The organism is Variovorax sp. IB41 (assembly GCF_016405905.1).
Lineage (GTDB): Bacteria > Pseudomonadota > Gammaproteobacteria > Burkholderiales > Burkholderiaceae_C > Variovorax.
The window spans coordinates 77,673-99,144 of the sequence record NZ_JAEFCB010000019.1 but is presented as its reverse complement, the minus strand read 5'-3'; the positions used below and the strand labels follow the sequence as shown (position 1 = coordinate 99,144).

The 21,472-nt window shown below is 67.4% G+C and carries 19 protein-coding genes; 11 read left to right on the top strand and 8 right to left on the bottom strand.

Annotation, left to right across the window (positions count from 1 at the left end; translation table 11 throughout):
* Nucleotides 1–27 precede the first annotated feature (27 nt).
* A complete protein-coding gene (locus JC881_RS26240) occupies nucleotides 28–1,068 on the bottom strand; it encodes a 2-dehydropantoate 2-reductase (protein WP_198788636.1) in 1,041 nt (346 codons plus the stop codon).
* Nucleotides 1,068–3,692, bottom strand: a complete 2,625-nt coding sequence (gene alaS / locus JC881_RS26235) for an alanine--tRNA ligase (RefSeq protein ID WP_198788635.1) — start codon at nucleotides 3,690–3,692, stop codon at nucleotides 1,068–1,070. The genes JC881_RS26240 and alaS overlap by 1 nt, the downstream gene beginning before the upstream one ends.
* Nucleotides 3,693–3,947: 255 nt before the next feature.
* On the opposite strand from alaS, the gene JC881_RS26230 reads away from it, so the two are divergent.
* The 3 genes from JC881_RS26230 to JC881_RS26220 all read left to right on the top strand — a co-directional run bounded on the left by JC881_RS26230 (nucleotide 3,948) and on the right by JC881_RS26220 (nucleotide 7,999).
* Nucleotides 3,948–4,769 carry a ferritin-like domain-containing protein gene (locus JC881_RS26230; protein WP_198788634.1) on the top strand — a complete coding sequence of 274 codons (822 nt, stop codon included), beginning with the start codon at nucleotides 3,948–3,950 and terminating at the stop codon, nucleotides 4,767–4,769.
* 159 nt (nucleotides 4,770–4,928) lie between these two features.
* Complete coding sequence (locus JC881_RS26225; RefSeq protein ID WP_198788633.1) at nucleotides 4,929–6,431, top strand: ATPase domain-containing protein; 1,503 nt, start codon at nucleotides 4,929–4,931, stop codon at nucleotides 6,429–6,431.
* The gene (locus tag JC881_RS26220) at nucleotides 6,428–7,999 is read left to right on the top strand and encodes a hybrid sensor histidine kinase/response regulator (protein WP_332875291.1); all 1,572 of its coding nucleotides are present in this window, start codon (nucleotides 6,428–6,430) and stop codon (nucleotides 7,997–7,999) included. Before JC881_RS26225 ends, JC881_RS26220 begins: the two co-directional genes overlap by 4 nt.
* 13 nt (nucleotides 8,000–8,012) lie before the next feature.
* Here the strand turns inward: JC881_RS26220 and JC881_RS26215 are convergent, their stop codons facing one another.
* The 3 genes from JC881_RS26215 to JC881_RS26205 all read right to left on the bottom strand — a co-directional run bounded on the left by JC881_RS26215 (nucleotide 8,013) and on the right by JC881_RS26205 (nucleotide 9,869).
* Complete coding sequence (locus JC881_RS26215) at nucleotides 8,013–8,231, bottom strand: hypothetical protein (protein WP_198788632.1); 219 nt, start codon at nucleotides 8,229–8,231, stop codon at nucleotides 8,013–8,015.
* A gap of 512 nt (nucleotides 8,232–8,743) precedes the next feature.
* Nucleotides 8,744–9,028, bottom strand: coding sequence for a hypothetical protein (locus JC881_RS26210; protein ID WP_093433487.1), 285 nt, complete (start codon nucleotides 9,026–9,028; stop codon nucleotides 8,744–8,746).
* A 499-nt stretch (nucleotides 9,029–9,527) separates the two neighbouring features.
* On the bottom strand, nucleotides 9,528–9,869 hold the full coding sequence (locus JC881_RS26205) for a hypothetical protein (protein ID WP_332875290.1): 342 nt from the start codon (nucleotides 9,867–9,869) through the stop codon (nucleotides 9,528–9,530).
* Between the two features lie 609 nt (nucleotides 9,870–10,478).
* On the opposite strand from JC881_RS26205, the gene JC881_RS26200 reads away from it, so the two are divergent.
* Genes JC881_RS26200 through JC881_RS26190 form a run of 3 tightly spaced genes read left to right on the top strand, consistent with a single transcriptional unit; the run spans nucleotide 10,479 to nucleotide 12,792 of the window.
* Nucleotides 10,479–10,778 carry a hypothetical protein gene (locus JC881_RS26200; RefSeq protein WP_198788630.1) on the top strand — a complete coding sequence of 100 codons (300 nt, stop codon included), beginning with the start codon at nucleotides 10,479–10,481 and terminating at the stop codon, nucleotides 10,776–10,778.
* 59 nt (nucleotides 10,779–10,837) lie between these two features.
* Complete coding sequence (locus JC881_RS26195) at nucleotides 10,838–11,695, top strand: AraC family transcriptional regulator (RefSeq protein ID WP_233102051.1); 858 nt, start codon at nucleotides 10,838–10,840, stop codon at nucleotides 11,693–11,695.
* 59 nt (nucleotides 11,696–11,754) lie between these two features.
* Entirely contained in the window at nucleotides 11,755–12,792 is a 1,038-nt protein-coding gene (locus JC881_RS26190) for a threonine aldolase family protein (protein WP_198788629.1), read from the top strand.
* Between the two features lie 91 nt (nucleotides 12,793–12,883).
* Here JC881_RS26190 and JC881_RS26185 read toward each other — a convergent pair whose 3' ends face one another.
* The gene (locus JC881_RS26185; protein WP_198788628.1) at nucleotides 12,884–13,576 is read right to left on the bottom strand and encodes a glutathione S-transferase family protein; all 693 of its coding nucleotides are present in this window, start codon (nucleotides 13,574–13,576) and stop codon (nucleotides 12,884–12,886) included.
* 183 nt (nucleotides 13,577–13,759) lie between these two features.
* On the opposite strand from JC881_RS26185, the gene JC881_RS26180 reads away from it, so the two are divergent.
* From JC881_RS26180 to JC881_RS26175, 3 genes are read left to right on the top strand one after another with little or no spacing between them, the layout of a single operon-like run.
* Nucleotides 13,760–14,338, top strand: a complete 579-nt coding sequence (locus JC881_RS26180) for an SDR family oxidoreductase (protein ID WP_332875289.1) — start codon at nucleotides 13,760–13,762, stop codon at nucleotides 14,336–14,338.
* A 9-nt stretch (nucleotides 14,339–14,347) separates the two neighbouring features.
* Complete coding sequence (locus tag JC881_RS32750; protein WP_332875288.1) at nucleotides 14,348–14,581, top strand: hypothetical protein; 234 nt, start codon at nucleotides 14,348–14,350, stop codon at nucleotides 14,579–14,581.
* 29 nt (nucleotides 14,582–14,610) lie between these two features.
* Nucleotides 14,611–16,191 carry a class I adenylate-forming enzyme family protein gene (locus JC881_RS26175; RefSeq protein WP_198788627.1) on the top strand — a complete coding sequence of 527 codons (1,581 nt, stop codon included), beginning with the start codon at nucleotides 14,611–14,613 and terminating at the stop codon, nucleotides 16,189–16,191.
* 27 nt (nucleotides 16,192–16,218) lie between these two features.
* On the opposite strand, the gene JC881_RS26170 is transcribed toward JC881_RS26175, so the two are convergent.
* Nucleotides 16,219–16,860, bottom strand: a complete 642-nt coding sequence (locus JC881_RS26170; protein ID WP_198788626.1) for a TetR/AcrR family transcriptional regulator — start codon at nucleotides 16,858–16,860, stop codon at nucleotides 16,219–16,221.
* 209 nt (nucleotides 16,861–17,069) lie between these two features.
* On the opposite strand from JC881_RS26170, the gene JC881_RS26165 reads away from it, so the two are divergent.
* Together JC881_RS26165 and JC881_RS26160 are read left to right on the top strand one after the other, a co-directional pair.
* The gene (locus JC881_RS26165; protein WP_198788625.1) at nucleotides 17,070–18,776 is read left to right on the top strand and encodes a tannase/feruloyl esterase family alpha/beta hydrolase; all 1,707 of its coding nucleotides are present in this window, start codon (nucleotides 17,070–17,072) and stop codon (nucleotides 18,774–18,776) included.
* Nucleotides 18,773–19,942, top strand: coding sequence for an ABC transporter substrate-binding protein (locus tag JC881_RS26160; RefSeq protein WP_198788624.1), 1,170 nt, complete (start codon nucleotides 18,773–18,775; stop codon nucleotides 19,940–19,942). The genes JC881_RS26165 and JC881_RS26160 overlap by 4 nt, the downstream gene beginning before the upstream one ends.
* A gap of 42 nt (nucleotides 19,943–19,984) precedes the next feature.
* On the opposite strand, the gene JC881_RS26155 is transcribed toward JC881_RS26160, so the two are convergent.
* Nucleotides 19,985–21,337: an LLM class flavin-dependent oxidoreductase gene (locus tag JC881_RS26155; protein ID WP_198788623.1), complete on the bottom strand. Its 1,353-nt coding sequence runs from the start codon at nucleotides 21,335–21,337 to the stop codon at nucleotides 19,985–19,987.
* Nucleotides 21,338–21,472: the final 135 nt, after the last annotated feature.

Here is a 21,472-nt window from a genome sequence, read left to right as displayed (position 1 = left end):
CAAGAGCCCGAGGGTACAGGCTAAGCGCTACAGGCCGAGAGCGTCTTGCAATCGCCGTGCCGGCCAGCGCTCGGGCTGGTTCGGCCAGGCTTCGAGCAGCGCCACCATGCGCGCATTGCGCGGTGCGCTCAGGCCATGTTCCTGCGCGAGACGCACGACCTCGCCGCTGAGCGCATCGATCTCGGTACGGCGGCCGAGCGCGAGGTCGTCGGCCATGCTGGAGCGCGCCTTCGCATCGATGCGCAGCATGCGCGCCGCAACGATGCGAAAGAGCCAGTCGGGCAGCCGCAGCAGGCTCGAGAGCCGCTGCGCCGGCACGGCCGCCACCTGCGCCGGCACGATGCCGCTCACGCCGAGCACGCCCAGCGTTTCGTCGATGAGCGCCGCGAAGCATTGGCGGTAGCCGCGGTGCATCAGCTCCTCGCGCAGCGGCAGGCCCGAAAGCGCGTTGACCGGGTTGTTGAGGTTCAGCAGCAGCTTGCCCCACTGCACCGGCAAGAGGTCGTCGTGCAGGTCGAGCGGCACGCCTGCGCGCTCGAACACGGGGAGCCACGGGCGCAGCGCCGCATCGTCCTTCGCGGCGAGCCGGCCGGGGGTGCCGCGATGGAAGGCGCCCTCGCCGATCTCGGCCACGTTGTAAGGCACCATGCCCGGCAGCACGTTGAGCGACGGGCCCGCTTGCGATGCGGCGGCGCTGTTGGAAATGCCGTTCTGCAGCGAGACGACCGTGGTGCCCGCGGGCAGCGCAAAGGCCAGTTCGCCTGCGGCTTCGGCGGTGGCGCCGCTCTTCACGCAAAGGAGCACCAGCGCAGGCCTGGCGCCGGCGGGCACCTGCTCGCACAGGCGCAGCGCCGAGGGCAGGATGTGGTGCTTGGCGCCGTCGAGGTCGCTGAGCGAGAGGCCGTGGTCCGCGAGCTTCTGGAGCACGCGGGGCCGGCCGACGAAGGTGACGGGCACGCCCGCCGCGGCGAGCCGGCCGCCGATGTAGCAGCCGATGGTGCCCGCGCCCATCACGAGCACCTCGCCAAGTGGCGTGCCAGACTCTTCGCCGGGCAGCGCGTCGGTCATCAGACGCGTTCCGCGACCCAGCCCTGAACCGATTTCAGCGCGGCGGGCACGCCCGCCGCATCGGTGCCGCCGGCCATGGCCATGTCGGCCTTGCCGCCGCCCTTGCCGCCGACCTGCTGCGCCACAAAGTTGACCAGCTCGCCGGCCTTGGCCTTGCCCACGGTGTCGGCGGTGACGCCGGCCGCGATCTGCACCTTGTCGCCGTCGACGGCGGCCAGCACGATGATGGCTGTCTTGAGCTTGTCTTTCAGCTTGTCCATGGTGTCGCGCAGCGTCTTGGCATCGGCGCCGTCCAGCTTGGCCGCGAGCACCTTGATGCCATTGACGTCCACCGCCTGCGCGATGAGTTCGTCGCCCTTGGACGATGCGAGCTTGCCCTTGAGCGAGCCCACTTCGCGCTCCAGCGCCCTCACCTGATCGAGCACCTGCGTCAAGCGGCCCTGCAGCTCGGCGGCCGGCGACTTGAGCGTGGCGGCCACGCTCTGCACGGTCGATTCGAGGTCCTGCAGGTAGGTGAGCGCATTGGCGCCCGTGACCGCCTCGATGCGGCGCACGCCGGCGGCCACGCCGCCTTCGCTCACGATCTTGAAGAGGCCGATGTCGCCGGTGCGGCCCACGTGGGTGCCGCCGCACAGTTCGCGGCTCGAGCCGATGTCCAGCACGCGCACGGTCTCGCCGTACTTCTCGCCGAACAGCATCATCGCGCCGGTCTTCTGGGCCGATTCCATGTCCATCACGCGCGCCTGCGTGGCCACGTTGGCCAGCACCTCGGCGTTCACGCGCTTCTCGATCTCCAGGATCTGGTCGCGCGTGACGGGGGCGTTGTGCGCGAAGTCGAAGCGCGTCTTGTCGGCATCGACCAGCGAGCCCTTCTGCTGCACGTGGTCGCCGAGCACTTCGCGCAGGGCCTTGTGCATCAGGTGGGTGACCGAGTGGTTGCGCATGGTCGCGTTGCGGCGCTCGCCGTCGACCGCGGCCTTCACTGCGTCGCCGACCTTGAGCGTGCCCTGGGTCTGCGTGCCGTGGTGGCCGAACACGTCGGCCTTGATCTTCTGCGTGTCCTCGACGCCGAACTGCACGCCTTCGGCGCTGAGCACGCCCTGGTCGCCGACCTGGCCGCCGCTCTCCGAATAGAAGGGCGTGGCGTCGAGCACGACGATGCCGGGCTGGCCTTCCTTCAGCTCGTTCACTGCCGCACCTTCGAAGTACAGCGCGACGACCTTGGCGCTTTCCTCCAGGTGCTCGTAGCCGGTGAAGGTGTTGCCCGCGCCGATGTATTCGACGTTGCGGTCCATCTTGAACTTGCCGCCCGCACGGCCCGCGGCCTTCTGCTTTTCCATGGCGACATTGAAGCCGGCCTCGTCGACGCTCACGCCGCGCTCGCGGCACACGTCGGCCGACAGGTCGAGCGGGAAACCGTAGGTGTCGTGCAGCTTGAAGGCGACGTCGCCCGGCAGCGTCTTGGCATCGCCGGCCAGGGCCGCGTCGAGGATTTCCATGCCGTTGGCGAGCGTCTCGAAGAAGCGCTCTTCCTCGGCCTTGAGCGTGTCGGTGATGCGCTTCTCGTCGGCCACGAGCTTGGGGTACGCATCGCCCATCAGCTTCACGAGGTCGGGCACGAGCTTGTGGAAGAACGGCTTCTTCTGGCCGAGCTTGTAGCCGTGGCGAATGGCGCGGCGCACGATGCGGCGCTGCACGTAGCCGCGACCTTCGTTGGAGGGAATGACGCCATCGGCCACCAGGAACGAGGTCGCGCGGATGTGGTCGGCGATCACGCGCAGCGAGTTGTTGCCCAGGTCTTTTTCGCCGGTCTCGCGGGCCGCGGCCTTGATGAGCGCATCGAAGATGTCGATCTCGTAGTTGCTGTGCACGTGCTGCAGGATCGCGGCCAGCCGCTCCAGGCCCATGCCGGTATCGACGCACGGTGCGGGCAGCTTCTTGACCGAGCCGTCGGGCTGCATGTCGAACTGCATGAACACGTTGTTCCAGATCTCGATGTAGCGGTCGCCGTCTTCATCGGGGCTGCCGGGCGGGCCGCCGGGGATCTCGGGGCCGTGGTCGTAGAAGATCTCGGAGCACGGGCCACACGGGCCCGTGTCGGCCATCATCCAGAAGTTGTCGGACATGTAGCGCCCGCCCTTGTTGTCGCCGATGCGCACGACGCGCTCGGGGGGCAGGCCGATTTCCTTGGTCCAGATGTCGTAGGCCTCGTCGTCCTCGATGTAGACGGTGGCCCAGAGCTTCTCGGCCGGCAGCTTGTAGACCTTGGTCAGCAGCTCGAAGGCCCAGGTGAGCGATTCGCGCTTGAAGTAGTCGCCGAAGCTCCAGTTGCCCAGCATCTCGAAGAAGGTGTGGTGGCGCGCGGTGTAGCCCACGTTCTCCAGGTCGTTGTGCTTGCCGCCGGCACGAAGGCACGCCTGGACCGAGGCGGCGCGCACGTAGTTGCGCTTGTCTTCGCCGAGGAACACGTCCTTGAACTGGACCATGCCCGAGTTGGTGAACATGAGCGTCGGGTCGTTGCCCGGCACCAGCGAACTGGAGGGCACCACCGTGTGGCCCTTGGAGGCGAAGAAATCGAGAAAGGTCTTGCGGATGTCCGCGACCGTGAATGTGGGCTGGCTCATCTTTGGATTTCGTCTTCTGTCGAGGGCGGCCTGGCGATGGCGACCTCTCGTCGAAACCACTGCGTTGAACCGACCTAACTGCTTGATTTGCTTGAACAAACGATTATAGGTTTGCCCATGCCGCCCGGGCGGCCCCGGGGCGACTGCGTGATCGCAGCACCGCGGCTAATATGCGCCCTGGAGCTCCCGCGCGGCCGAACCAAACGCAGCGGGCCCCGTCCTATTCATATGCACAACATGAATCAAGGAGTCCGCATGGCAGGTCTTGAGGCCGAACACTGGAAGATCGAGGACCTCGATTTCTCGCGCATCGCGCTCGACAAGGTGCGCCTGGACGAGAATCTTTTCTACCTCGTGACCTCAGCCTCGTTCATCGAAAGCGGCTCGGACCTGTACACGCACAACCTGGTGGATTTCTTCCGCGGCGACGACGAAGTGACCGACTGGCTCTCCAACCACTGGGAGCCCGAGGAACTGCAGCACGGCCAGGCCCTGCGCGCCTATGTGCGCCATGTGTGGCCCGAATTCGAGTGGGACACGGCCTACCGCGGCTTCCTGGAGGAATACGCGACCTACTGCAAGGTCGAGCTGCTCGCCCCCACCCGCGCCCTGGAGATGACCGCGCGCTGCGTGGTCGAGACCGGCACCGCCACCTACTACCGCGCCATGGCCCGCGCCACCGACGAGCCGGTGCTGCACGACCTGGCCACCCGCATCGCGACGGACGAGGTCAACCACTACAAGCACTTCTACCGGTTCTTCCGACGCTATCGCGAACAGGAGAAACTCAGCCGCTTTCGCGTGATCGGCACCATCGGCCGGCGCACGCTGGAACTCAAGAGCGAGGACGCGGACTGCGCGATCCGCCATGTCGTGAAGGCCCGGGCGCCCCATCGCGCCGACGACACGGCCTATGTGCAGCAGCTGAGTGCGCGCATGAACAGCACCATCCGCACCAACCTGAGCGCCGGCAGCACGCTCAAGATGCTGATGCGGCCGCTGGAGCTGCCGGCCCGGGTGCAGACGGTGATCCAGTACCCGATCAAGCAGTTCATGCAGCACGTGTTCCTGCGCTAGCCGCCTCGGCGGCTCTGCACCTTTTCCCTCCCTGAGCATCACGGAAAGAATCGGTTCCGGCCGACAAAGGCTGGGTCGTTTTTCCGGCCTTGTCCTGCATGGTTTTTTCGCGCTCGCATGATTGAATTTGGTATCCGAATTTTTCATGGAGCAACAACGATGGAGGCCAAGGCATCAAGCCTCGGGGGACGGCAAAACAACCTGCTGGGCATCGGCGTGCCGGGGCTGGACGATGTGCTGGGCGGGGGGCTGGAGCCCAACCGCCTCTACCTGGTGGAGGGCACGCCGGGCGCCGGCAAGACGACCATCGCGCTGCAGTTCCTGCTCGAGGGCGCCCGGACGGGCGAGTCGGTCCTGTACGTCACGCTCTCGGAAACCGAGAACGAACTGCGCGGCGTGGCCAACTCCCACGGCTGGGACCTCTCGGGCATCCATGTGCGCGAGATGCTCCCCGCGCAGGACAGCCTTCACCCCGAAGAGCAGTACACGATGTTCCACCCCTCGGAGGTGGAGTTGAGCGAAACGACGCTGCGCATCCTCAGCGACGTGGACACGCTCAAGCCCTCTCGCATCGTGTTCGACTCGCTGTCCGAGTTGCGGCTGCTGTCGGGCACGTCGCTGCGGTACCGCCGGCAGATCCTGGCGTTGAAGCAGTTCTTCGCGGGCCGGCAATGCACCGTGCTGCTGCTGGACGACATGACTGCCACGGAGCACGACCTGCAGGTGCAGAGCATCGCGCACGCCGTGCTGCGGCTGGAGCAGCTCAATTCCGACTACGGCTCGGCGCGGCGGCGCCTCCTGGTGGTCAAGTACCGCGGGCAGGCCTATCGCGGCGGCTTTCACGACTACAAGATCCATCGCGGGGGCCTGCAGGTGTTTCCGCGGCTCGTCGCCTCCGAGCACGCGACCAGCGCACCGCTCACCAAGATGCCCAGCGGAATCGCCGAACTGGACGACCTGCTCGGGGGCGGCCTCGAGAAGGGAACGAGCACCCTCTTCGTCGGCGCGCCGGGCACGGGCAAATCGTCGGTGGCCGTTCAGTTCGCCGTTTCCGCCGCCCGTCGGGGCGAATGCGCCGCGCTTTTCATCTTCGACGAGAGCGTCAACACGCTGCGCACGCGCTGCGCGGGCCTGGGGATGGACCTGGAGCCCTACCTCGCGTCGGGGCACCTGCGCATCAAGCAGGTCGACCCCGCCGAGCTTTCGCCGGGCGAGCTGGTCCACGAGATCCGCCTGGCCGTGACCGAGCATGCCGCGACGGTCGTCGTCATCGACAGCCTGAACGGCTATCTCAACGCCATGCCCGATGAGCGCTTTCTCATCGTGCAGCTGCACGAACTGCTGACCTACCTCGGGCAGGCCGGCGTGGCCACGCTGCTGGTCGGCGCGCAGCACGGGCTCATCGGCATGCAGATGCAGACGCCGGTTGACGCCAGTTACCTCGCGGACGCGGTCGTGTTGCTGCGCTACTTCGAATTCGAGGGCGAGGTCCGGCAGGCCATCTCGGTGCTCAAGAAACGCGGCAGCGCGCACGAGCGGACCATCCGCGATTTCTCGATGGATGGCAGCGGGCTGCACGTGGGCGAGCCCCTGCGCCACTTCCGGGGCATCCTGAGCGGCATTCCGGTGCCCATCGATGGCGTCACTGCCACCCGGCCGTGACGACGAACACGCCAGGCGCCACGATCACGCACGAAGACACGCAACTGCGCGTCCTGCTCAGGACGGCCACTTCGAAGGACGCCGTGATGGCGACCGCCGTGCTCGAGCGCGCCGGCATCGCCACCCGGGTCTGCGCGACGCTGCACGAGCTGGTACTGGAAATCGGCCAGGGCGCGGGCGCCATCCTGGTGTCCGAGGAAATGCTCTCGGGCAACGATGCGGCCGACCTGTCCGATGCGGTGTCGACGCAGCCGCCGTGGTCGGACCTGCCGGTGCTGGTGCTGGCCAAGCAGGGGGCCGATTCGCGCGCCGTTGCCGTGGCCATGGAGGGCATGGCCAACGTCACGGTGCTGGAGCGGCCGATCCGCGTGGCGGCCCTGGTGAGCGCGCTGCGAAGCGCGCTGCGGGCCCGGCGCCGGCAGTACGAACTGCGCCGCATCCTGGACGACCTGGGCGAAGCGGACAAGCGCAAGACCGAATTCCTCGCCACGCTGGCGCACGAGCTTCGCAACCCGATGGCGCCGCTGAGCACGGCGCTGGCCATCCTCACGCGCAAGCCGCTCACGCCCGAAGCCGCGCAGCCCTACTACCAGCTCATGGGCCGCCAGATCGATCACATGGTGCGCCTGGTGAACGACCTGATGGAGGTGTCGCGCATCACCCGCGGAAAGATCGAACTCCAACTCGGCGAGCTGATGGTCGACCAGGTGATCCGCGATGCCGTGGAGCTCAGCCGGCCGCTGATGGACGCCGGCCGGCACCAGCTGCAGGTGCATGCGGCGGATGCCTCATTGGCCGTCGAAGGCGACGGGGTGCGGCTCACGCAGGTGTTCTCCAACCTGTTGAACAACGCCGCCAAGTACACGCCCGAAGGCGGCCGGATCGACGTGTTCGTCGAACGCGAAGGCGCGAATGCGGTGGTCCGCGTCCTCGACAACGGCGCCGGCCTTCCGCCTGACATGCTGGCGTCGATCTTCGACATGTTCGTGCAGGTGAGCGGCACGGCCAGGGCCGCCCAGGGGGGCCTGGGCATCGGGCTCACGCTGGTGAAGAGCCTGGTGGAGCTGCACGGGGGCACTGTCAGCGCGACAAGCGGCGGCCTCGGCCAGGGCAGCGAATTCGTGGTAACGCTGCCGTTGGCGATCGCGCACGATGCGGGGGCCGAGAAGCGCGAGGCCCCGTCCACCGAAGCGGCCATCGCGCGGCACAGCATCCTGGTCGTCGATGACAACCGCGATGCGGCGGAATCGCTGGCGGCGCTGCTGGGCCTTCTCGGAGCGCGCACCGCCGTGGCGTTCAGCGGCACCGAAGCGCTGAAGACGGCGGACGGCTTTCGTCCTTCGCTGGCGATCCTGGACATCGGCATGCCCGGCATGGATGGCTGCGAGCTGGCCCGCAGGCTTCGGGCTGACCCCGCGCACAGCGGGCTGACGCTGATCGCACTGACGGGATGGGGCCAACCGGACGACAGGGTGCGCATCGCCCAGGCCGGCTTCGACCATCACTTGCTCAAACCCATCGATATGGAGGAACTGTCGATGGCGCTGCGGCGGCTGGCGCAGCGCTAGTCGAAGGGGCGTTTCAGGCGCCGCTGAACCGGCGCAGTGCGCGGTGGCCGAGCCGGGTGAGTTCGGTCACCGTTGCCACGGGCATATCGACTTCGGGGGAGCGAGGCTGCGGAAAGATGGCCTTCACGCAGCCCTCCTGCAACAGGGCCTGAACGGCGGCAATGCCCTGCGCACCTGCGACGGTGGCGGGCAATGGCTGCGTGGAGAGGTAGTGCAACAGCGAGTGGCGCATGCTTCTTGAAGGTCCTGGATGAACGACAGGGGTTGCATCAGGCGCGGAGAAAGAAATCTTGACGACCTTCAGCCTCGAGGAACCGCTGCAAAGAGCGGGTGCAAAAGCGGGTGCAGAAGCAACCTCTACCAACGCCGGAAGACCGTCAAGATTCAGTATCGTTCTCCAACCTTAAGCCGAACTGAAAACCAGTCGCCTGCCCCTGTCATCCGGGTCACGAGGCTAGTGCGATGCCGCAGCGTTCACCAGTGCCGAAAGTCATTCGTCCGTTCCTGGCTTGCCCGCATGGGCACCACGTCACGTTTCGCCGGGTTGGCGCCTTCCTTCAGAAGTGCTGAGCAACGATCACCACGGCACCGGCCAACGAGATGACCCCACCAACGACTTTTTTGAACATCTTCATGCGGCTCTCCAAGAATGAGCCTTGATGGTGCCGTGTCTGCCCGCGCCACAGGTTTGGCAATATTCATGTCCGGGATAGCGATGGCCGGCTTGCGTGCTTCGGCAGGCGCTCAGGTCGCTGATGTCAGCCCCGGCTTGCGAGTGCCATCCAGCGAATACAACTGCGGCCGATCCTCGGCCAGGACATCGGCAGGCCCGTGTTCCGCGCCGCGCGGCTGCCGGTAGAGCTCGCTCTCTAGCCGCCGGACACGCTCGGCGTACATCCGCGCCAGTGCGCTGTGATGCTCCGCGGCGGCCTGGTGCTCGATGCGCGCCATCTGCGCTTCTTCCAGCAACGCCGACGCCCTTTTGAGGTAGGCGGTATGGCTGGGACGAAACAAGAAGTCGAAGGTCATTTCATGCTCCTTGCCGCAACATTGCGGTCAGGAGATGTTCCTCCCGCGAGCCCCGGGAAGTCTGTCAGCGCGCGCCTACCCCGGTTTGTGCAACAACTGTTTTTACCTAGCACACGGCCATGTCATGTTTTCCATTTTCAATGGGGACAATGTTGTGGAAAACCATGTGTGAAGAGTTCAGGATCGTTGCCTGGCGTGGCCTGCAACACGGTGCCTGCAAAAGCGGCAGCCTGCGAAAAATATTTGGGCTCGGCCCGGATTCCGTTCCTTGCCGGGCACAAAAACCTCGTCTGGTACAATCGCCCCTCGCTCAGATTCACTCTGAGTGTTGCCTGGCCAGGCAAGCCGAATCTCACACCGGCGCGTCGAAGTCACTACGACGAGAAAAACAACAGGTGGCTTCCGCAATTGAACATTTGCCGTAACGTGGACCGCGTGAGAGTTCACGACCACATTCCAAAGCCCGCCTCGTGCGGGCTTTTTCGTTGGGCTTCCCGTCCTAGCCCACGACTTCGCTCTCGAGTTCGCGCTGCGCGCCGCGCGGAAGCTCGGACAGGAAAGTCGCCACGATGATGGCCGCAGCCCGATCCACTTCGAGCACATCGGTGATACCGAACTGAAGCGCCGCCGTCTTTCCCGAGGAACCGAGCGGCCGGCGCAGTTCAAGAAGAACTTCGGCCGCCAACTCCCGATCGGTGCGCGCCCGACCGTCGGGTCGCATCACCCATCGATCGACCTGATCGAACGGCATGCTGCGAAAGACCCCCACCACGGGGAAATACTGGAACCGCTCTTCGTCGAGCCGGATCGGAATGCTGAAGCGGCACACGAATGTGTCCACCTCAGGTGACAGTTCATTCATAACTCCCATGAGACACCTCTTTTTGTTGCGAAGAGTGTGCTGCAGCGATCCGTACATTGGGAATGGCTGGCCTGCGACATAAGGCACAACAAGACACACTTACACAAACTTCATGGCATGAAGTGGCATTAATTCACGCTCCCAAGAATGTCGGGCGCAAAAAAAACCCAGCACCAGGCTGGGTTGAATCTCTTTAGGTGCTGTCACACACAGAGAACTCGCACTTCGAAGCGAGTCCGCAAAATCTAGGGCTTCGCAGAGGCAGGCCTTGTCAGACGAGACCGACACTTCGAGCGCCATGGCCAAGCAGCAACGTTTGCAGCCTGCCAAATACTTCACGTTTTTAAGTGTGTCCTACGCTAACAGCCTAATTTTGGCTTACAGCCGATTGCAGCCACCCCACCGACGATCGAGGGGCTGTCACGCAACAGGGCCGCATAAAAGAAGAGCTCTCTGTTTCGTCCTTAGAGCGCCCTGCACGGGCTCCTCGAACCCGCTTCGGCGGGTATTTTTTTGCCTGGTCCCGCGGCGGGATCCTTTGCATACGCGAGCCTCCGGGACGAAGGCCCGCGCAGCGTCACGACCTCGATGGCCAGCGCTCCCCCGGGCGCCAGCGGTTTCCGGCTGATGTGGGGCCTGTCGGAAACGCGTCGGCTCGCCAGCGGCGCGCTGATCGACACGAGCCGCCGCCTCCTCCTCGGCGAAGCAGCGCAGCAGGAGCAGACCGAAATCCTCACCTCTTCGCCCTACTTCATGCCCAGCCCCGCCGCGCTCGAGGGCATGCGCCGCAACGCCGGCCAGGGTGACGGACAGCGAGCCCGGAGCAGTCCATGGATGCGCTTCAAGCTGCAATGGCAGTCGCTCCTGATCCCCGAATCGATGCTGTAGGGCGGTGTGCGGTTGCATCTACCATGCGAGAAATCCGCCCACCTGCAGGAGCCGCGTCTTTGCGTGAAGAGGTTCATTACAGCCGCGCGATCGAGGTACCCGGCCTTGTCCTGAGCACGGCCCGGTTTTCCGCCTTTCGCTTCAAGCCCCATTACCACCTGGACTGCCACGTCGCGCTCGTGGCCGATGGCGTGCAGCGCCAGCAGTTCAAGGGCGAATCGCTGCTGCTTACCCGCGGCGCGATCCAGCTGATGCCGCCTGGCGAGGTGCACGACGGCGTCGCCGGCGCCAACGAGGCCTACACGCTGCAGACGTTCCGGCTCTCGCCCGAACTGCTGGCGGGCCTGGGCGAGGAGATCACCGGCAAGCACCACTTCCCCTCGCAAGCGGCCGTGGTGCTGCGCGACACGCGGCTGGCCGAACAGCTGATCCGCATGCACACCGCGCTGCGGGACGCGTCGGACGATCCGCAGCTGAAGGAGGCGCACGTCATGGAACTCTTCGAGTCCCTGTTCGCGCGGCTGCTGAAGCCATCGCCCCAGGTTGTCTCCGGTACGTTGACGCCGCGGCAGCTCATGCGCGTGCGCGACTTCATGGAAGCGCGCCTGTGCGACAAGGTGGTGCTGGAAGATCTTGCCCTTGTGCTCGGCCTCGACCGGTTCCGGTTCCTGAAGCTCTTCAAGCGCACGGTCGGCATGACGCCCCATGCGTGGTTGCTGCGGTTGCGGCTCGAGCGAGCGGTCGAGCTGATCAAGACGAACCGCGACATGCCGATCACCGACGTGGCGCACGCCGTCGGATTCTTCGACCAGAGCCATTTCACGCGTGCGTTCAGCGACGCCTACAGCGTCACGCCAGCGCGCTTCCAGCGTCCTGCCGGCAACTTTTTACAAGGCGATCGCGGTTCCGCTCGGTAGCCTCCGGTGCTCGATGCCCGCCCGGTTCCGGGCCGGGCGCACACACACGACGGCACCGAATGACCACCTTCAGTTTTCTCGACGACTACAGCGAGGGCGCGCACCCCGACATCCTGCGCGCGCTCGCGCAAACCAACCTCGCGCAGCAGGCGCCCTACGGCGACGACGCCTACTCGGCCGATGCGGCATCGAGGATCAAGGCACACCTGGGCGCCGCGTTCGAAGGCGCCATCCACTTCGTTGCCAGCGGCACCATGGCCAACATCGTTTCGATCTCCAGTTGCCTGCGCCCGCACGAAGCCGTGATCGCCGTGAGCTCCGGCCATATCGTCGTGCGGGAAGCCGGCGCGATCGAGGCCACGGGACACAAGCTCATCCTCGTTCCCGCGGTCGATGGAAAGATCACGCCCGAGAACATCGAGGAGGCGCTCGAGACCAACTCGCACTTTCCCCACATGGCCCGGCCGCGGCTCATCTACTTGTCGAATGCGACGGAAACGGGCACGGTCTACACGCTGGCCGAATTGCGCAGCATCTCCGCGCTCGCGCGGCGGCGGGGGCTCATCCTGTTTCTCGACGGCGCCCGCCTCGGGGCCGCGCTGGCTTCGCACAGGAACGATGCGACGCTGGCCGACATCGCTTCGCTGGTCGACCTGTTCTGGATCGGCGGGACCAAGGTGGGCGCGCTGCTGGGCGAGGCCATCGTGGTGTGCAACCCGGCGCTTGCAGAAGACTTCCCCTTTCACCTCAAGCAGCGCGGCGGCATGCTGGCCAAGGGGCGGTTGCTCGGCATCCAGTTCAGGGAATTGTTCGGCGATGGCAACCTGTTCTCCGTCATGGCGCGGCATGCGAATGCCATGGCTGCGAGGCTGGCGGCCGGCATCGCCTCGGGCGGCTACGGATTCGCTGCGGCGACCGAGACGAACCAGGTGTTCCCCATTTTTCCGAACGCCGTCGTCGCCGCGCTGCAGAAGGACTTCGCGTTCTACGTGTGGGGCCGACCGGACGAAAAACATTCGGTGATTCGCCTGGTCACCTCATGGGCCACTGCCGAGGACCAGGTCGACGCCTTCCTGTCCCGTCTTGCGACGGACTGACGCTGCCGCGGCGCCGCTAGCACGCCAGCCGCGACAAGGATCTCCAGTGCCATCGCGGAGCGATTGCTCAGGGCCCGTTTGATGGCCACACTCATTCGCGCACCTGCGACCGCTTCCCGAGCCCCACGCCGGGCGCCGGCAACAGCGCAAGGCCCTGGCGCGCAGCCGCTTCGTCCTGCACCGCCATCGCACGCACAAAGCCCGCGCGCGAACTCAGGCGCTCCCAGTACCGCCGCACCGCCGGCCCGAAGCGCTCGTGGTGGCCCAGCACGCGGGCCAGCAGCAAGGCGTAGCCGACGGAAATATCGGCTGCCGTGAAGCGGCCGGCGCACGCGAAGTCCTGCGCCTGGAGCCGCTGTTCGAGCGCCCGCAGGCGCACGAAGAAGAACCGGGCATAGTCCTCCGCGGCCTGGGGCTGGCGGCGCTCCTCGGGCTCCAGCAGGGTGTAGCGCAGCACCAGGGTCTGCGGAAAGGTCAGCGAGGCCTCGCCGAAGTGGAGCCAGTTCAGGTAGTCGCCGTAGCCGGGCTCGCCGCGCTCCACGCCCAGCGGGGTCGGCGCGTGCAGGCTGGCCAGGTACTGGCAGATCGCGGCCGACTCGGTCATGCGCGTCTGGCCATCGACCAGCAGCGGCACCGTGCCCTGCGGGTTGATCTCCAGGTACGCGGGGTGCAGCACCCGCGGCGGAAACGGGAGCATCTCCAGCCGGTAGGCCGCGCCGAGTTCCTCGAGCATCCAGAGGACGCGGAACGAGCGTGCATTCGCGCAGTGATAGAGCGTGATCATCGAATGAAGGGCTCGACGCCGGGAGTTGCCTCGCCGATGGTCGCACGCGCCCCGCCCCGGCACCTTGCGTCGATTGGCTGCGTTGGCCGCATCCGCCGCAGCCAGTCTGCGCAAGTCTTTTGCCGCACCGGCGCATAGCCTGCGGGCTCCTGCGATCGCGCATCGCGATTTCCGAAAGCCTGCATGCCGTCCCTGAAATCGAAAACACTCTTCATCACCGGCGCGAGCCGCGGCATCGGCAAGGCCATCGCGCTGCGGGCCGCGCGCGACGGCGCAAATATCGTGGTCGCGGCCAAGACGGCAACGCCCGATCCGCGCCTGCCCGGCACCATCCACAGCGCCGCCGAGGAAATCGTCGCGGCCGGCGGGCAGGCGCTGGCGGTGGTGGTCGACGTGCGCGACGAAGCCCAGGTGCGCGCCGCCGTTGATGCGGCGGTGGCGCGCTTCGGCGGCATCGACATCCTGGTCAACAACGCCAGCGCGATCCACCTGGAGACCGTTGAGCGCACGCCGATGAAGCGCTACGACCTCATGTTCGAGATCAACGCGCGGGGCAGCTACCTGTGCGCGCAGGCCTGCCTGCCGCACCTGGAGAAAGCGGCCAACCCGCACATCCTCACGCTGTCGCCGCCGCTGGACATGAACCCCAAGTGGTTCGCGCGCCATGCGGCCTACACCACCTCGAAGTACGCGATGAGCATGCTCAGCCGCGGCCTGGCCGAGGAGCTGCGCGGGCGCGGCATCGCGAGCAACTCGCTGTAGCCGCGCACCGTGATTGCCACCAGCGCCCTGCGCATCGCGGCGCCCGACGTGGCCGGACAGGCGCGCCTGCCGGCCATCATGGCCGACGCCGCGTGGCACATCCTGACCCGCCCGAGCCGCGAGCTCACCGGCCAGTTGCTGATCGACGAGCAGGTGCTGCGCGATGCCGGCGTCGCCGATTTCGCGCCGTACCTGGTGACGCCGGGCGTCGAGCCGCTGATCGATTTCTTCGTCGAACCGTGACCGGACCAGCGAGCCCTCCAGGAGCCCTCATGCAGACAGCCGACGCCGAACGCACCCGCATCGCCCGCATCTCGCTCGCCGACATCGTGCGGCGCAGCGCCCGCCGCAACCCCGACAAGACCGCCGTCATCCAGGGCGAGCGGCGCATCACCTTCTCGGCGCTCGATGCGGCGAGCGAACGCGTCGGCGAGGCGCTGCGCGACCAGGGGCTCACCGATCGCCGCATCGCGACGATGTGCGTCAACTCGATCGAGCACCTCGCGGCCATCCAGGCCATCCACAAGTCGGGCAACGTCTGGGTGCCGGTGAATGTGCAGCTCGATGCGGCCTCGATCGAACATGTGCTCAGCCACGCCGAAGCCAGCGGCGTCTTCATCGACGCCACGCTGTTCGCGGTGCCGGCGCTGCGCGCGCTGGTCGAGCGGCTGGGGCTGCTCGCGGTCGTGATCGGCGCGCACGAGCCCATCGCCGGCACGCTGCAGTTCGATGCGCTCGCGTCGCGCCCGCCGGCGCAGCCGCTGGCCGTGGACCAGGGCGACGACGACCTCGCGCTCGTCATGTACACCAGCGGCACCACGGGAAAGCAAAAGGGCGTGATGCATTCGCACCGCGCGATCCACGGCGCGCTGCTGAGCTGCGCACAGAGCTTCGAGGCCACCGAGCGCGATGTCGTGGGCTCGGTGCTGCCGCTTTTTCACTGCGCGCAGCACACCATCAGCATGGGGGCGTTGATGGTGGGGGCCACGATCTGGCTGGCCAACGGCTTCGACCCCGCGGCCATGCTGGCGGCGATCGCGCGCGAACGCATCAGCTGGCTCTCGTGCCTGCCGATGATGTTCGACGCATTGATGAAGCACCCCGAGCGCCCGCGCACCGATGTCTCCTCGCTGCGCATGTGCATGTACGGCCTCGCGCCGATGCCGAAGAACCTGCTTGCGGACGTGCGCCGCGAGATGTGCGCCGACGTGCGCCTGGGCACCGGCCAGACCGAGATGTACCCGCCGACCATGGTCTACCGCGCGAGCGAGCATCCGGGCAAAGACGGCAACTGCTGGGGCGTGTCGGTGGCGGGCGTGGAGACCGCCGTGATGGACGACGACGGCCGGCTGCTCGGGCCGGGCGAGGTCGGCGAGATCGTGCACCGCGGCCCCAACGTCTTTCTGGGTTACCTCAAGGACCCCGAGGCCACCGCCGCGGCGCGCCGCTTCGGCTGGCACCACACGGGCGACATCGGCATGTTCGACGCCGACGGGCAGATGCTGTTCCTCGACCGCAAGAAGGACATGATCAAGTCCGGCGGCGAGAACGTCTCCAGCATCAAGCTCGAAGCCGTGCTGCTGGCCCACCCCGCGGTCGCCGGCGCGGCCGTGGTGGGGCTGCCCCATCCGCACTGGGGCGAGGCGGTCGCGGCGTTCGTGGTGCTGCGCCCAATGGCCGACGCGTGCGGCGAGGACGAACTGCTCGCGTTCTGCAGGGAGCGCCTGGGCCGCTTCGAGGTGCCCAAGTCGGTTCGCTTCGTCGGCGGGCTGCCGATGACGCCGACGGGGAAGGTGCAGAAGTTCCAGCTGCGCACCGCGCATCTGGCGCTCTTTGCGGCCGAAGAGGGATAGGCCCGCGCGCAGCCGGTCAGGGCGACTTCACCGGCGCTTGCCGCGCGTCGCCTCGGTCTTCTTTTTCGGCGCGATCTCCAGGCCCGAGATGCCGTTCACGAACAGCTGCGTCGCGATCGGCGCCATCTCCTCGTAGGTGAACCGTCCGCCGGGCCGGAACCAGGTGAACATCCAGTTGAGCATGCCGAAGAGGAACATCGTCAGCAGCTTGTGAAGCTGCGCGTCGTGCAGGTCGGGGCGCGTCGCGGCGATGGCATCGGCGAACACCTGCACCACCGTGCGTTCCTTGTCGAGCACGCGCGCCTGCGCCTCGGGGGCGAGGAAGCGCACATCTTCGGTGAGCACGCGGTGCTCGTTCTGCGCCTCCGCGTACTCGCGCATGAACGCCTCGATGAGCTCGGGCAGCCGCTGCTCCGCGGCGAGGTCCAGCGCTTCCACCCCCGTCACGATGTCGACCAGCCGCGAGACATGGCCGTCGGCGATGTGCAGCAGCACCTCGGCCTTGTCCTTGAAGTGGTGGTACAGGCCGGGCTTGGAGAGGTGGCTGGCCTCGGCGATCTCGTTCATCGACGTCGCCGCATAGCCCTTGCGGGCGAACAGCTCGGCGGCGCTTCGGGCGATCAGGCTGCGCTGGTCGCCCGGGCGGGGAGAAGGAAGGTCAACGGTCATGGGTTCGAGAGGGAGGGGCCCTGCGCCAGGCGGCGCGATCGTGGATCTTAGGGGTTAGTCCCGAGCGTCCGCCGCTTGCCTGGGTTCGGGCTCATGCGTTAGCCTCGCCCTGCTTTCATACCGACCGACCGGTCGGTAGCTCGATCGAGCAGGCATCGAGAGAGATTTGCCGGGCATCCGGCGCACCACTCAAACACTGGAGACAACCCATGCGCGACGAAAAACGTAGACCCCGAGCCCTGCTGTCAAAGGGCCTGCTGCTGGCCGCAGGCCTGGCCCTGCAGGCTTGCGGAGGAGGTGGCGGCGGGGGCGGCGGCAGCTTTCTGCCGATCGTTCCTCCGCCCGCACCCGCACCGGCGCCCCCCGCACCGCCGCCGCCCACGGGCCCCACCGCCGAGCAGCTCAAGAGCACCTGCACCACGCTCAAGGGACAGGTCATCGAAGGCGTGACCGTCACCGGCACCGTGCGCTTCGAGGCGAAGGCGCCGCTCTATCCGTCGGGCTTCTGCCAGGTGCTGGGCACGCGCGCGCCGTTCCTGGACATCGAGATCGACGTGCCCGACAACTGGACCGGCCGCTACTGGCAGCAAGGCGGCGGCGGCTTCGACGGGCGCATCGCCTCGGTGTTGACGACCGACTCGGGCGGCGCGGTGGTCGCGGTCAGCCCCGTGCTCGCGGTGAAGGGCGCGGTGTACGCGGCCTCCAATGGCGGCAACCGGGCCAGCGTGCCCGCGCAGGCCGCGCCGGGGGTGTGGGTGAGCGGCACGCCCGACGCCCAGCAATCGGCCATCGACTACGCGTACGCCGCCGGAGGCACCACGCTGCACTTCGGCAAGGCCGTCGCCAAGGCCTTCTTCGGCAAGGCACCGAGCCACAGCTACTTCAGCGGCTGCTCCAACGGCGGGCGCAACGCCTACATCGCCGCGCAGCGCTGGCCGCAGGAGTTCGACGGCATCGTCGCCGGCTGCGAAACCATGGACATGGGCGGTGCCGTCACCGGCCTCATGAACACCGCCGCCAAGGCGGCCACGCCGGCCGAGATCAGCCCGCCCCAGTACGCCGCCGCCTATGCGGCCGCGGTGGCAGCCTGCGACGCCAGCGACGGCGCGACCGACGGCTACCTCGCCAACCCCGGCGCGTGCGCCCTGCCCGCCGCGTCGCTGCAATGCGGCCAGCCCGGCGCGAATGCCGACCCTGCGCTCTGCCTGTCGGCGGCGCAGGTGCCCACGCTCGCGGGCTTGCTCAACGACCTGACGCTGGCCTCCGGCGCGACCGCGTACAGCAGGTACAACTGGACCAACTTCGCGCCCGCGTCTCCCATCCCCGGCGTGCCGGCGCTGGGCGTGACGAGCTATGGCGGCCTGGGTGGCGGCTTCGCGTTCCTGGCGACCAACGATCCGTTGTGGTTCGGCGCGCCGCCTCCGGGCACGGCGCCGGCGCCCAACCTGGCGAGCTTCGACGTCAACCGCGATTACTACGTCTTCAGCAGCGGCCTGCAGCGCCTGGGCGCCGACCACGACAGGAACGCCATCGCGGCCTACGTGGCGTCGGGCGGCAAGTTGCTCTCCTGGCACGACGCGGGGGATCCGTTGATGTCGGTGAACGACCACGTTCGCAACTTCACCACCATGTCCGCCGCCGCGAAGGCCTTCGGCCTCGCCGACCCGCGCGCCAACGCCCGCATGTTCATCGTGCCCGCTCCGACCCACGGGGCGGGCGGCAACCTCAACGAGGTCGACTGGCTCAGCGCCGTCGTCGACTGGGTGGAGAACAGCAAGGCGCCCGACCAGCTGACCTACAACTTCATGGCCGGCGCCACGGCCCGCACGATGCCGGTCTGCGAGTCGCCGAAGTACCCGCGCTACGACGGGACGGGCGACGTCAACGCCGCGGCCAGCTTCACCTGCACGCCGTGAGGGATCGAGCGACGGCGACGCGGCGTCGCGCGCTGCGAGTCATGGGCGCGGGCGCGGCGGCGCTGGCCGCGGCGCCGTGGCCCCGATGGGCGTCTTCGGCGCCGCGCACCGAGGCCGACGCGGAGATCCTGATCGGCCAGTCGTGCCAGCTGAGCGGCCCGCTCGCCCCGTTGACGCGCGAGCTCCAGGAAGGCGCGGCCTGGTGCTTCGAGCAGGTCAACGCCAGGGGCGGCGTGCACGGGCGGCAGCTGAAGGTGGTCGCGCTGGACGACGCCTACGACCCGCAGCGCACGGCGGACAACGTGCGGCAGCTGATCGACAAGCACGGCGTCTTCGCGCTCTTCAACCTCGCGGGCACGCCGACCACCCTGGCCGCGCTCCCGGTGGTGCGGGAGCGCAAGGTGCCGCTGGTCGCGCCCTTCACCGGAACCGATGCGCTGCGCAGCGGCTTCGAGCGGTACGTCTTCAACGTGCGCGCCGGCTATGCGGACGAGATCGAGAAGATCGTGCAGCACCTGGCCGTGCTGGGCATCGACCGCGTGGGCGTGGCCTATCTGGACAACGCGTTCGGCACGGGCGGGCTGGACGCCCTCAAGAGCGCGGCCGCCCGGCGCGGCGTGGCGCTTGCGGCGGCAACGCCGCTGGCGGTCGACGGCAGCGGGCTGCAAACGGCGGCGCAAGACCTCGCACGCGCCAGGCCGCCGGTGATCGTCCTGGTCACGGCGGGCAAGGTCACGAGCGACTTCATCGCGGCCTATGCGTCGGCCGGGGCCAGCGCACAGTTCTATGCCTTGTCGGTGGTCAGCTCCCAGCAACTGATCCAGGCGCTGGGCGATCGCAGCAAGGGCGTCGCGATCGCGCAGGTGATGCCCTATCCGTGGGGCAGCGCCACGCGGCTTGCGCGCGAACTCTCCGAGCTGGCAAGCCGCAAGGGCGTGGAGGCCGGCTACAACCACATGGAAGGTTTCGTGTCCGCCAGGGTGCTGGTCGAAGGGCTGCAACAGGCCGGCCCGTCGCCCACGCGCGAGAGCTTCGTGCGCGGGCTCGAAGGGCTTCGTGAACTCGACCTCGGCGGCTACCTGGTGCGCTTTTCCGACCGCAACCACAACGGGTCGAGCCACGTCGAGCTGACGATCGTCGGCGCCTCGAAACGCGTCTTGCGTTGATCGGCAGCCGGTGCGCGATGCCGCATCGGCGCTCTCGATTTGCTACGCGACCTTGCGCCCCTTGACGGAGAACTGATTCACCGGCCGCTCCAGCCCCAGGTTCTCGCGCAGGGTGCGCCCTTCGTAGGCCGTGCGAAAGAGGCCGCGGCGCTGGAGCTCCGGGATCACCAGGTCCACGAACTCGTCGAGCGATTCGGGCAGCACCGGCGGCATGACGTTGAAGCCGTCGGCCGCGCCGCCTTCGGACCACTCCTGCATCCGGTCCGCGATGGTCTGCGGCGTGCCGACCACCACCCAGTGGCCACGCGCGCCGGCCAGGTATTCGTAGAGCTGCCGCACGGTGAGCCTGTCGCGCCGGGCCAGCTCCAGCACCACGTGGGCGCGGCTGTTTCGCCCGGGCGGCGCATCCGGAATGTAGGGCGGCGGCGCATCCAGGTCCCATTTCGACAGGTCTTCGCCGGGCCAGAACGTGTGCAGCGTGTTCAGCCCGACCGACGGGTGGATCAGCTTCTGCAGCGCGGCCCATTTGGCCTCGGCCTCTTCCTGGGTGCGGCCGATCACCGGCGAAATGCCGGGCAGCACCAGCAACTGCTCGGGACGGCGGCCGTACTTGGCGAGCCGTCCCTTCACGTCGCGGTAGAACGCCTGCGCCTCGGCCAGGCTGGTCCACGCGGTGAAGATCGCTTCGGCGGACGCGGCCGCCAGTTCGCGCCCGGGCTCGGACGAGCCGGCCTGCACGATCACCGGATAGCCCTGCGGCGGGCGCTCCAGGTTGAGCGGACCGGCGACCTTGAAGTACTTGCCCGAATGGTTCAGCGCGTGCAGCTTGGCCGGGTCGAAGTACTTTCCGGAGACGGGGTCGCGCTGAAAGGCGTCGTCCTCGAAGCTGTCCCACAGGCCCTTGGCCACGTCGATGAACTCGTGCGCCTGCTCGTAGCGGGAGGCCGGGTCGGGGTGCTTGTCCAGGCCGAAGTTGCCGTGGACGTTGTCCGCGCTGGTGGTCACCACGTTCCAGCCCGCGCGGCCTTTGCTCAGGTGGTCCAGCGATGCGAACTTGCGTGCGAGCAGGAACGGATCTTCGTAGGTGGTGGACGCGGTCGCCACGAAGCCGATGTGCTTGGTCACGGCCGACAAGGCGGCCCACAAGGTCACCGGTTCGAAGTAAGACACTCGCCCCTGACGGCTGAAGGCCTCGTCGTCGCCGTGGAAGGCGACGCCCGGGCTGTCGGCCACGAACACCTGGTCGAACAGGCCGCGCTCGGCGGTCTTCGCGACTTCGATGTAGTGATCGATGTTGACGCCCGAATCGGCCTGCGAGCCCGGATGGCGCCATGCGGCCACGTGGTGGCCCGTGGCCATGATGAAGGCGCCCAGGCGCAGCTTGCGTTGACTCATGAGGATTGGTTGCAGCGGGTGACGCGCGACCTTAGTCCGCCATGGCAATGCCGCCAAAGAAGAATTTCGCGCTTCGATATGCGGCACGCCCCGCGCAGGCACCATCCCCGGCCTGCACCCCTGAAGACCCGGGAA

Coding starts and splice junctions, on each gene's coding strand:
- JC881_RS26240 (WP_198788636.1), bottom strand. CDS start 1,068: ATGACCGACGCGCTGCCCGGCGAAGAGTCTGGCACGCCACTTGGCGAG.
- alaS (WP_198788635.1), bottom strand. CDS start 3,692: ATGAGCCAGCCCACATTCACGGTCGCGGACATCCGCAAGACCTTTCTC.
- JC881_RS26230 (WP_198788634.1), top strand. CDS start 3,948: ATGGCAGGTCTTGAGGCCGAACACTGGAAGATCGAGGACCTCGATTTC.
- JC881_RS26225 (WP_198788633.1), top strand. CDS start 4,929: ATGGAGGCCAAGGCATCAAGCCTCGGGGGACGGCAAAACAACCTGCTG.
- JC881_RS26215 (WP_198788632.1), bottom strand. CDS start 8,231: ATGCGCCACTCGCTGTTGCACTACCTCTCCACGCAGCCATTGCCCGCC.
- JC881_RS26210 (WP_093433487.1), bottom strand. CDS start 9,028: ATGACCTTCGACTTCTTGTTTCGTCCCAGCCATACCGCCTACCTCAAA.
- JC881_RS26200 (WP_198788630.1), top strand. CDS start 10,479: ATGGCCAGCGCTCCCCCGGGCGCCAGCGGTTTCCGGCTGATGTGGGGC.
- JC881_RS26190 (WP_198788629.1), top strand. CDS start 11,755: ATGACCACCTTCAGTTTTCTCGACGACTACAGCGAGGGCGCGCACCCC.
- JC881_RS26185 (WP_198788628.1), bottom strand. CDS start 13,576: ATGATCACGCTCTATCACTGCGCGAATGCACGCTCGTTCCGCGTCCTC.
- JC881_RS26180 (WP_332875289.1), top strand. CDS start 13,760: ATGCCGTCCCTGAAATCGAAAACACTCTTCATCACCGGCGCGAGCCGC.
- JC881_RS26175 (WP_198788627.1), top strand. CDS start 14,611: ATGCAGACAGCCGACGCCGAACGCACCCGCATCGCCCGCATCTCGCTC.
- JC881_RS26170 (WP_198788626.1), bottom strand. CDS start 16,860: ATGACCGTTGACCTTCCTTCTCCCCGCCCGGGCGACCAGCGCAGCCTG.
- JC881_RS26165 (WP_198788625.1), top strand. CDS start 17,070: ATGCGCGACGAAAAACGTAGACCCCGAGCCCTGCTGTCAAAGGGCCTG.
- JC881_RS26155 (WP_198788623.1), bottom strand. CDS start 21,337: ATGAGTCAACGCAAGCTGCGCCTGGGCGCCTTCATCATGGCCACGGGC.